This window comes from Alsobacter sp. R-9 (genome assembly GCF_054612375.1).
This window is the reverse complement of sequence record NZ_JBTSWJ010000001.1, coordinates 64,883-75,236: the sequence shown is the minus strand read 5'-3', so window position 1 is coordinate 75,236 and position 10,354 is coordinate 64,883. Positions and strand designations below refer to the sequence as shown.

The window sequence follows — 10,354 nt, the reverse complement described above, 5'->3', positions numbered from 1 at the left end:
GACCTCGGCCTTCATGCCCGTCGGCGAGAGATGGATGTGCTCGGGGCGGATGCCGTAGGTCACCGGCCGGCCGTCGGACCCGGCGGGAGCCGAGCCGAGCGGGAACTGGCCGCCCTTGTCGGCCTCGACCCCGCCACCCTTCACACGGCCCTTGATGAAGTTCATCGCGGGCGAGCCGATGAATCCGGCCACGAAGAGGTTGGCCGGGCGGTCGTAGAGCTCCAGCGGCGCGCCCATCTGCTCGACGATGCCGTCGTGCATCACGACGATCTTGTCGGCCATGGTCATGGCCTCGATCTGGTCGTGGGTGACGTAGACCGTGGTCGTCTTCAACCGTTGATGGAGTTCCTTGATCTCCGTGCGCATCTGGACGCGCAGCTTCGCGTCGAGGTTCGACAGCGGCTCGTCGAAGAGGAACACCTGCGGGTCGCGCACGATGGCGCGGCCCATGGCGACGCGCTGGCGCTGGCCGCCCGAGAGCTGGCGCGGATAGCGGTCGAGCAGCTTCTCCAGGCCGAGGATGCCGGCCGCCTTCGAGACGCGCGCCTCGATCTCCGACTTCGGCGCCCCGCGCAGCTTCATGGAGAAGGCCATGTTGTCGGCCACCGTCATGTGCGGATAGAGCGCGTAGTTCTGGAACACCATCGCGATGTCGCGCTCCTTCGGCGGGACGTCGTTGACGACGCGCTCGCCGATGCGGATCTCGCCGCCGGTGATGTTCTCGAGCCCGGCGATCATGCGCAGGAGCGTCGACTTCCCGCAGCCCGACGGGCCTACGAGGATGACGAACTCGCCGTCGTTGATGCCGATGTTGACCCCATGGATGACCTGGGTCGTGCCGAATGCCTTCCGCACGTCGCGGATTTCGACGGATGCCATCGTTTCCTCCCTGCTCGCCACGGGCCATGCCACGTTTCGGTCGAGCGTGCTGATGTGAGGCTCGCCGCCGGAGACTTGCCCCGGCCGGCGTCCGCCGCCATCATTGCATGCGGCGTCGGGAAATCAACCGGCGTTCATCCGCGACTCAAACGATTGAAAATTCCGATTGGCGGCGTGGCGCGGGTGCGTTTTCGCCGGGGAGGACGACCGTGAAGACCATCGACGTGCTGGTGACCGGGACCCTAATGCCGCTCATCATGGAGCAGCTGGACGCCACCTTCACCCTGCACCGCCTGCCCGCGCCCGCCGAGCGCGACGCGTTCCTCGGCAACGTCGGCGGCCGCATCCGCGGCGTCGCCACCGGCGGCCATGCCCGCATGGACGCCGCCATGATGGGCCGGCTGCCGAAGCTCGAGATCGTCTCGAACTTCGGCGTCGGCTACGATTCGGTGGATGCCGCATGGGCCGGCCAGCACAGCATCGTCGTCACCAACACGCCCGACGTGCTGACCGACGAGGTGGCGGACACGGCGCTCGGCCTGCTGCTGATGACGGTCCGCGAACTCTCCAATGCGGAGCGCTACCTGCGCGCCGGGCAGTGGGTGGCGAAGGGCGCCTACCCGCTTACCCACGGCACGCTGCGCGGCAAGAGCGTCGGCATCCTCGCGCTCGGGCGCATCGGAAAGGCCATCGCGAAGCGCTGCGAGGCGTTCGGACTCACCATCTCCTACCATGGGCGCTCGGCCCAGAAGGACGTGCCCTACCGCTACTATCCGAGCCTCGTGGAGATGGCGAAGGACGTCGACATTCTCATCAGCGTCGCCCCGGGCGGGCCGGAGACCCACCACATCATCGACGCCGCGGTGCTGAAGGCGCTCGGCCCGCAGGGCGTGCTCATCAACATCGGCCGCGGCAGCGTCGTGGACGAGCCGGCCCTGATCAAGGCGCTGCAGGACAAGACCATCGCCACCGCGGGCCTCGACGTGTTCGAGCACGAGCCGACGGTGCCCGCCGAGCTCATGGCGATGGACCACGTGGTGCTGCTTCCGCATGTGGGGTCAGCCTCGCACCACACGCGACGGCTGATGGGACAACTGGTGGTGGACAACCTGACGTCGTGGTTCGGCGGCAAGGGACCGGTAACCCCGGTGGCCGAGACTCCCTGGACCGGCGGCAAGGGCTGATTCGATGCGCTTTCGGACGATCTGGACGGCCCTCTTCGTGGCCACGGCGGCTCCCGCCCTCGCCCAGGGAACGGGCGGAGGGGCGGGCGGCGACGTGCCGCCGCTGGTGAAGACCCTGTCCGGCGTCTGGGAGCTCGCGAACCAGGGCGGCACCCGCAGCTGCCGCCTCACCCTCACGACGGCGGGCACGTCGACCGGCTACCAGATCGGCATGCCGCCGGCCTGCCGGCAGGCGCTGCCCGTGCTCGGCCCCGCCAGCAACTGGTCCTACAACGCCGACGGCACGATCAGCCTGCGCGACGGCGCCGGCCAGAGCGTCATCGATCTCCGGAGGGACAAGGGCGGCTCGACCTTCGCCGGACGCGCCGGCACCGAGGACCTCTTGCTGACGCCCGTCAGCGGCCAGCCGCAGCAGCCGCAGCGGCGGGGCGCCAAGCCCGTGCAGCAGACGCCCGAGGAGCGCGCCAAGGCGCTCTCCGCCGCGCTCGCTCACCAACCCGTGGCGGAGGACCTGCCGCCGCTGCAGCCGGCGCAGCTCGTCGGCCTCTACGGCATCGCCCGCGACAAGTTCCGCCCGATCTGCTCGATCGACCTGACCGAGCGCCCCGCCGCGCGCCGCGGGCAGTACGTCGCGGTTCTCTCCGGCGGCTGCCTCGACAGCGGGATGAAGATCTTCGACCCCGTGGGCTGGCGCACCGAGCGCGGTCGCCTGCTGCTCGTCGCGCGCAAAGGGCACGAGCAGAGCTTCGCCGCCGGCAAGGACGGGATCTTCGAGAAGAACCCGCCGAGCGGCCAGCAGCTCTATCTCAAGAAGCAGTGAGCCCCGGCGAACGAAAGCGGGGCTAAGCCCCGCCTCGCCGCCCGGGCAGATCCCTCACGCGATCTTTCCGCCCAGCTCGTCGTCGAGGTGGACGCGGATGATGTCGTCGAACGAGCTCTCCGCCCGGAAGCCGAGCGACAGCGCCCGCTTCGGGTCGAAGTTGCGCGGCCAGCCCGCGACGATCCGGTTGATCGTGTCGTCCGGCTCGCGGCGGATGCGCGCCACCACCTTCTCGCCCGCCACGCGCCGCAGGGCCGCGATCTGCTCCCCGATGGTGCAGGAGAGACCTGGCATCGTCAGGTTGCGGCGCGGGCCGATGGCCGCGGTGTCCATGGTCGCCGCATGGACGAGGAAGCCCACCGCCGAGCGTGGCGACGCGTGCCAGTGGCGCACGTCCTCGGAAACCGGCAGCACGGCCTCGTGCCCCGCGAGCGGCTCGCGGATGATGTTGGAGAAGAACCCGGAGGCCGCCTTGTTGGGCTTGCCCGGGCGCACGCAGATCGTCGGCAGGCGGATGCCGACGCCGTCGAAGATGCCCTTGCGCGTGTAGTCCGCGAGCAGCAGTTCGCCGATGGCCTTCTGGGTGCCGTAGCTGGTCAGCGGCGTCGTGAAGAACTCGTCGCCGATCGCCTCGGGGAACGGCGCGCCGAACACCGCGATCGAGGACGTGAAGACGACCCGGGGCTTGTAGCCGTCGCCGATGGCGCGGATGGCCTCGAACAACCGGTAGGTGCCGTCGAGGTTGATCCGGTAGCCCTTGTCGAAGTCCGCCTCGGCCTCGCCCGAGACGATGGCCGCGAGGTGGACGACGAGGTCGGGCCGTCCGGCGACGAGCTTCGCCGCGGCGCCCGGCTCGGAGAAGTCGGACGCCACCGTCGTCACCGCGAAGGGCGCGCCGGCCGGCGCCGTGGGCTCGATCACGTCGTGGAGCGTCGCCTTCGTGATGGCACGGCCACCGAGGCCGCCGTCGCGCACCAGCCGCTCGGTGAGCTTGCGCCCGACCATGCCGGCCGCGCCGATGATGAGGATGTGCATGGGTCTCTCCCGTTCGCGGCGGCCGTGCCGCCTGCGGTTCAGCCGATCAGAGCGCGAAGCCACCGTCGACGAGGAAGATCTGCCCCGTCGTGTAGGAGGACTCGTCGCCGGCGAGATAGACGGCCATGGCGGCGATCTCCTCGGGCTTGCCGAGGCGCCCGATCGGCTGGCGGTCGATGAACGCCTGGCGAACGACGTCGACCTTCTGCTTGGTCTGCTTCGCCAGCGTCGAGATGCGGTCGTCGAGCGACGGCGACTCGATGGTCCCGGGGCAGATGGCGTTGGAGCGGACGCCCTTGCGGATGAAGTCCGCCGCTACCGCCTTGGTCAGGCCCACCACCGCCGCCTTGGTCGTCCCGTACACGTAGCGGTTGGGAATGCCGCGGACCGAGCTCGCGCCGGACGCGATGTTGACGATGGAGCCGCCGCCCTTGGCCAGCATCCCCGGCAGGAACGCCTTGATCATGCGGTGCATCGAGCGGACGTTGAGGTCGAAGGAGAAGTCCCAGGCCTTGTCGTCGCACTCGAGCACGGTGCCGTGGTGCACGTAGCCGGCCGCGTTCACGAGGATGTCGATCGGCCCCACCTTCTCGGCGAAGGCGGCGACCTGGCGGTCTGACAGGACGTCGAGCTTGCGGCGCTTCGCCCGCGCCAGCCCGTCGAGCTTGGCGACGTCGACGTCCGTCGCCCACACGGTGGCGCCCTCGGCGACGTACGCCTCCGCGATCGCGCGACCGATTCCCTGTCCGGCGGCGGTGACGACCGCGACCTTGCCCTGCAACCTCTTGGCCATGTTTTCCCCCTGTCGTCTTCTCTAGATATCTGTCTTGATCATGTGGACGACCGTCCGGTCGGCCAGCGGCTCGATGCGCTCCACGCGATAGCCGTGCCGGCTGTACCAGCCGACATTCCGGGTGAGCTTCTGTCCCGTGTAGAGCCGGACGGTGGCGTGGCCGAGCGCGCGGGCCCGGTCCTCCGCCGCGGCCAGGAGCCTGTTCCCCAGCCCCGAGCCCTGTCGCGACGGGTCGACGGCGATGCTCCAGACGAGCAGGTCGTCCACCCGCGGCTCGACGATGAGCGCGCCCGCCGGTCCGCCGTCACCGTCGGCCAGCCACACCTCCATCGTCTCGAGGATCGTCCGGTAGTCCGCCTGAAGCGGGATCGGGACCACGCCGAGGATGGTCCGGTTGGCGGCGTAGGCGCCGTGCTGCAGCCGCTCCAGGCCGGAGAAGTCCTCGGCGGTCGCACGACGCAGCCCGGCGAGCTCGCCGGCCCGGGCCTGCGCGAGCGACACGCGCTGGGCGCCAGCAGCATCGAAGTTCGCGGGATCGAGCCAGCGCTCGAAGCCGGCCTTCCGCGACGGCCACTCTTCCGCCAGCATCGAGAACCACGCCGTGTCGCGGTTGCGGCCCTTGATGATCATGTGGTGGCGGAAGACGCCCTCGTGGGTGAAGCCGAGCCGCCGGGCGGCCGCCTTCGACGGGGCGTTGAGGTCGTTGCACTTCCACTCGTAGCGGCGGTAGCCGAGGTCCTCGAAGACGTGCCGCGCGAAGAGGTACTGCGCCTCCGTCGCCCCCGGCGTGCGCTGCAGCGACCGGCCGAAGACGATGTTGCCGACCTCGATCACGCGGTTGGCCGCATCGATGCGCATCAGCGTCTGGTAGCCGAGCGGGCGCGCAGTCTCCGCGTCGAGGATCGCGAAAAACAGCGGGTCAACCGACGCGGCCTTGGCCTCGAGCGACGCCCTGAACGAGAAGAGGTCCGGAAACGGACCATCCCCCATGTAGCACCAGATGCGGTCCTCGTCAGCCCCGTGGGTCTCCGCGAACAACGCCTGCGCGTGCGCCGCCGGATCGAGCGGGACGAGATGAACGAGGCGCCCGCGCAGCACCGTGCGCGACGGCCGCTGCGCCGGGCCGGTCTCGACCGGTTCGCCGACCGGCAGGGTCGCCCGCACGCTCGTCTCGCTCATGCCGGGCGCCCCGCCTGCCCCGCGCTCAGTGGTTGTCGCGCGGCGTGCCCTTCGTCTGGGCGACCTTCTGGTACTTGACCGCCGGCTTCAGCACCATGCCGTTGCCGAGCTGGTCGACCATGGAGCGCTGGATCTCCTGCCAGGGCGTCTGGCTTTCCGGGAACTTGTAGCCGCCGCGCTTCTGCAGGTCGGCCCGGCGCTTAGCCAGTTCCTCGTCGGAGATGAGGATGTTGGCCGTGCCCTTGCGCAGGTCGATGCGGACGCGGTCGCCCGTCTTGAGGATGGCGAGCCCGCCGCCGGCCGCCGCCTCCGGGGAGGCGTTCAGAATCGATGGGGAGCCCGAGGTGCCCGACTGGCGGCCATCGCCGATGCAGGGCAGCGAGGTGATGCCCCGCTTCAGGAGCGCCGCCGGCGGCTGCATGTTCACCACCTCTGCGGCACCCGGATAGCCGATGGGGCCCGTGCCGCGCATGAACAGCATGCAGTGCTCGTCGATCTTCAGCTTCGGGTCGTCGATGCGGTGGTGGTAGTCCTCCGGCCCGTCGAAGACGATGGCCCGGCCCTCGAAGGCGTCCGGGTCCTTCGGGTTCGAGAGATAACGCTGGCGGAACTCGTCGGAGATCACGCTCGTCTTCATCACCGCGTTGTCGAACAGGTTGCCCTTCAGCACGATGAAGCCGGCGTTCTTCAGCATGGGCTTGGTGATCGGGTAGATCACGTCGGGGTCCTGCACGGGGGTGTTCCGGCAGTTCTCGCCCATGGTCCTGCCGTTCACGGTCAGCGCATCCTCGTGGATGAGCTTCTTCTTCATCAGCTCGTTGACCACCGCCGGCACGCCGCCCGCCCGGTGATACTCTTCGGCCAGATAGAAGCCGGCAGGCTGAAGGTTGACGATCAGCGGCACCTTGTGACCGACCTTCTCCCAGTCCTCGACCTTGAGGTCGACGCCGATGTGCCGGGCGATGGCGTTGATGTGGATGGGGGCATTCGTCGATCCGCCGATGGCGGAGTTGACGACGATGGCGTTCTCGAAGGCCTTGCGGGTCAGGATGTCGGACGGCTTCAGGTCCTCCCACACCATGTCGACGATGCGCTTGCCGGTCTCGTAGGCCATCTGGCCGCGCTCGCGATACGGCGCCGGGATGGCGGCACAGCCGGGCAGCGACATGCCGAGCGCCTCGGCGAGCGAGTTCATGGTCGAGGCCGTGCCCATGGTATTGCAGTGGCCCACCGAGGGCGCGGCCGATGCGGCCACGTCCATGAATTCCTTGTAGCCGATCTCGCCCTTGGCGAGCCATTCGCGCGCCTTCCACACGATGGTGCCGGAGCCGGAGCGCTCGCCCTTCCACCAGCCGTTCAGCATCGGGCCGCCCGAGAGAACGATGGCGGGGATGTTCACCGTCGCCGCCGCCATGATGCAGGCCGGCGTGGTCTTGTCGCAGCCCGTCGTCAGCACGACGCCGTCGAGCGGGTAGCCGTAGAGCACCTCGACGAGGCCGAGATAGGCAAGGTTGCGGTCGAGCGACGCAGTGGGCCGCTTGCCCGTCTCCTGGATCGGGTGGACGGGGAACTCGAAGGCCACGCCGCCGGCGGCCGTGATGCCGTCGCGCACGCGCTTGGCGAGGTCGAGGTGGTGCCGGTTGCAGGGCGACAGGTCCGAGCCGGTCTGCGCGATGCCGATGATCGGCTTGCCCGACATCAACTCCTCGCGCGTGAGGCCGAAATTGAGGTAGCGCTCGAGATAGAGCGCCGTCATGCCGGGATTGTCGGGGTTGTCGAACCAGAGCTGCGAGCGCAGGCGGCGCTTAGCGGCCGCCGCCGTCGCCTTCGCGCCCTTGCCCGCCGCCTTGGCCGCCTTCGCGTTTACGCCATTGCCTGCGGCCTTGCCGCCCTTCGCCTTGCCCGCCATCTCGTTTCCTCGCGATCGTGCCCGGTTCTTCGATCGAACCGATTTGATTTCGGCGGCAGCATCGCCCTAAATGCGCGCCGAAATCAACGCCCGATCCATGCCGGGCGCGCGGGGGAGACGTTCATGCTGCACACGGTCGAGGCCTTCAACCGCATCGGCGAGGAGAACGCCTTCGCCGTCCTCGCCCGCGCGACCGAACTCGCCCGCCAGGGCCGCGACATCATCAACCTTGGCATCGGCCAGCCGGACTTCCGCACGCCGGAGCACATCGTCGAGGCCGCCATCAAGGCGCTGCGCGACGGACACCACGGCTACACGCCCGCCAACGGCATCCTGCCGCTGCGGGAGGCCGTGGCCGCGGATCTTCACAAGAGGTTCGGCGTCACGGTCGATCCGGAGCTCGTGCTGATCGTGCCCGGCGGCAAGGTGACCATGTTCATGGCCATCGAGATGTTCGGCGAGCCGGGCGCGGAGATCCTCTACCCGGACCCCGGCTTTCCCATCTACCGCTCGATGATCGAGTTCACCGGCGCCACGCCGATCCCGGTGCCGATCCGCGAGGAGAACGGCTTCGCCTTCTCCGCCGAGGAGACGCTGTCCCTGATCACGCCGCGCACACGCCTGCTGATCCTCAACTCCCCGGCCAACCCCACGGGCGGCGTGACGCCGAAGGAGGAGATCGACAAGCTCGTCGCCGGCCTCGCCCGTTTCCCCGACGTGGCGATCATGTCCGACGAGATCTACGGGCAGATGGTGTATGACGGGCTCGAGCACCGCACGCTGCTCGCCTATCCCGAGATCCGAGACCGGCTGATCCTGCTCGACGGCTGGTCCAAGACCTACGCCATGACCGGCTGGCGCATGGGCTATTCGATCTGGCCGAAGCCGCTCTACGAGAACGCCCGCAAGCTCGCGGTGAACTCGTATTCCTGCGTCAACGCCTCGGCCCAGTTCGCCGGCCTCGCGGCCCTCACCGGGCCGCAGGACGCGGTGAAGGCGATGGTGGAGGAGTTCGACCGGCGCCGGAAGGTGGTGACGGAGGGCCTCAACGCCCTGCCCAACGTGTCGGCCGCCGTGCCGAAGGGCGCGTTCTACGCCTTCCCGAACATCTCCCGAACCGGCTGGAAGGCCAAGAAGCTCGCATCCGCGCTCCTCGAGGAGGCGGGCGTCGCCACCATCGGCGGCCCGGACTTCGGCGTGCACGGGGAGGGCTACATCCGCCTCTCCTACGCGAACTCGACGGAAAACATCCGCAAGGCGCTTGCGCGGATGCGGGAGTTCCTCGATACCCATCGGCCGGCGTGAGGCGAGGCCGCTTCGCGCGGCTCCGCTCACGGTGATTCGATGCGCGCACCCCTCTTCGGCCGCCTCGCGGCGGCGGCCTTCCTCGCGGCCGCGGCGCTGGCCTGGTCTCCGCCGGCCGGCGCCGAGGACGGCAGGCCCCTCACCGTCGCCGTGACGAACCGGTCCGTCCCGACGCTGTGCGCCGAGGACGACAACGTCTACCTGACGTTCTCGAGCCCGAAGGTGCGCCACTTCAAGATCGAGGCGCGCCATCCGGCGGTCATCGGGACCATCGTGGTGGACCAGACGGCGCCCGACTTCACCAACTGCACCATCGAGGACAAGCCGCCGAACCCGAACGCCAAGGACGAGCGCATCATCATCTACGAGGACGACCAGATGATGCTGGTCGGCCACCGCAACGACCCGATGTTCTGGCGCAAGGACGAGGTGCCGGTGAAGGTCGGCGACCGGGAGGAGCACAACCTCTTCCTCGTCCAGCTGTTCATGAAGCGCCCGGACAAGCCGCCCTACGAGCACCTCGTGCTCTATCCGATGGACGGCTACTGGCGCGCCCGCCCCCTGCCGCCGGCGCGGCTGGAGCAGGTGGCCTACGGCACCTCGTTCCTCGTCGGCACGGTCGAGGAGAAGCAGCGGCCCTTCGTCGACCTCAAGGCGGTGAAGTTCGACCCGCGCGCCCGCATCTTCGAGCTCACCTTCCCCAAGGGGGATGTCGCGACGGTCCGCGTGGCGACCATCACCGAGACCTCCTCGATGATCGAGGTGATGTTCGAGAAGACCGTGACCCGCCGCCCCTTCGCCGCGCTGCGCTCGATGTACGTCACCGACGTCAACGCCGACGCCTCGCACATCGCCTTCCGCCAGCCGTGGAAGAAGGGCTGGGAGCAGCGGCCGGTGATGCAGTTCAAGGGCACCGTCGCCAACGAGTTCTGGCTCGGCCGGGTGGCGCCGTCGCGCCACAACACGAGCGCGCCCGACACGCTACTCTACGACTTCATGCCGGACTGAGCGTCAGTCCCCGCCTCCACCGCCGTCGCCGCCACCATCGCCGTCGCTGTCACCGTCGCGATCGGACCATCCGGCGTCTCCGCCGGACCCGGTCTTGGACTTGCGGCGCGGATCGTTGCGCTGGCGCCAGCGCTCGAAGGACAGCGCAAGACCCACCCCCGCGACCGCAAGGACCATCACGACGACGGAAATCCTGTCCACGGTCCGGGCACCTCCTGCGACGGGACACACCCTTGGCAGCC

At 69.1% G+C, this 10,354-nt stretch carries 10 protein-coding genes; 4 read left to right on the top strand and 6 right to left on the bottom strand.

The window, feature by feature from the left end; genetic code table 11:
- Positions 1–879: ABC transporter ATP-binding protein (locus ACX9GQ_RS00380; RefSeq protein ID WP_459627543.1), on the bottom strand; the 879-nt coding region annotated here is incomplete at its 3' end.
- Positions 880–1,088: 209 nt separating this feature from the next.
- Between ACX9GQ_RS00380 and ACX9GQ_RS00375 the strand changes: the two genes are divergently transcribed.
- Both ACX9GQ_RS00375 and ACX9GQ_RS00370 read left to right on the top strand, forming a co-directional pair.
- Positions 1,089–2,063, top strand: coding sequence for a 2-hydroxyacid dehydrogenase (locus tag ACX9GQ_RS00375; RefSeq protein ID WP_459627542.1), 975 nt, complete (start codon positions 1,089–1,091; stop codon positions 2,061–2,063).
- A gap of 4 nt (positions 2,064–2,067) precedes the next feature.
- A complete protein-coding gene (locus tag ACX9GQ_RS00370; protein WP_459627541.1) occupies positions 2,068–2,883 on the top strand; it encodes an AprI/Inh family metalloprotease inhibitor in 816 nt (271 codons plus the stop codon).
- Positions 2,884–2,937: 54 nt separating this feature from the next.
- Here the strand turns inward: ACX9GQ_RS00370 and denD are convergent, their stop codons facing one another.
- The 4 genes from denD to ACX9GQ_RS00350 are packed head-to-tail and all read right to left on the bottom strand — an operon-like array spanning position 2,938 to position 7,799.
- A complete protein-coding gene (gene denD / locus ACX9GQ_RS00365) occupies positions 2,938–3,918 on the bottom strand; it encodes a D-erythronate dehydrogenase (protein WP_459627540.1) in 981 nt (326 codons plus the stop codon).
- A 46-nt stretch (positions 3,919–3,964) separates the two neighbouring features.
- A complete protein-coding gene (locus tag ACX9GQ_RS00360; protein WP_459627539.1) occupies positions 3,965–4,711 on the bottom strand; it encodes an SDR family oxidoreductase in 747 nt (248 codons plus the stop codon).
- Positions 4,712–4,732: 21 nt separating this feature from the next.
- Positions 4,733–5,890 (bottom strand): GNAT family N-acetyltransferase, encoded by a 1,158-nt coding sequence (locus tag ACX9GQ_RS00355; RefSeq protein WP_459627538.1) that lies wholly within the window; start codon positions 5,888–5,890, stop codon positions 4,733–4,735.
- A gap of 25 nt (positions 5,891–5,915) precedes the next feature.
- Complete coding sequence (locus ACX9GQ_RS00350) at positions 5,916–7,799, bottom strand: IlvD/Edd family dehydratase (RefSeq protein WP_459627537.1); 1,884 nt, start codon at positions 7,797–7,799, stop codon at positions 5,916–5,918.
- Positions 7,800–7,922: 123 nt separating this feature from the next.
- Between ACX9GQ_RS00350 and ACX9GQ_RS00345 the strand changes: the two genes are divergently transcribed.
- Together ACX9GQ_RS00345 and ACX9GQ_RS00340 are read left to right on the top strand one after the other, a co-directional pair.
- Positions 7,923–9,104, top strand: a complete 1,182-nt coding sequence (locus ACX9GQ_RS00345) for a pyridoxal phosphate-dependent aminotransferase (protein WP_459627536.1) — start codon at positions 7,923–7,925, stop codon at positions 9,102–9,104.
- A 39-nt stretch (positions 9,105–9,143) separates the two neighbouring features.
- On the top strand, positions 9,144–10,112 hold the full coding sequence (locus ACX9GQ_RS00340; RefSeq protein ID WP_459627535.1) for a hypothetical protein: 969 nt from the start codon (positions 9,144–9,146) through the stop codon (positions 10,110–10,112).
- A 3-nt stretch (positions 10,113–10,115) separates the two neighbouring features.
- Here ACX9GQ_RS00340 and ACX9GQ_RS00335 read toward each other — a convergent pair whose 3' ends face one another.
- The gene (locus tag ACX9GQ_RS00335) at positions 10,116–10,313 is read right to left on the bottom strand and encodes a hypothetical protein (protein WP_459627534.1); all 198 of its coding nucleotides are present in this window, start codon (positions 10,311–10,313) and stop codon (positions 10,116–10,118) included.
- Between the last annotated feature and the right edge of the window lie 41 nt (positions 10,314–10,354).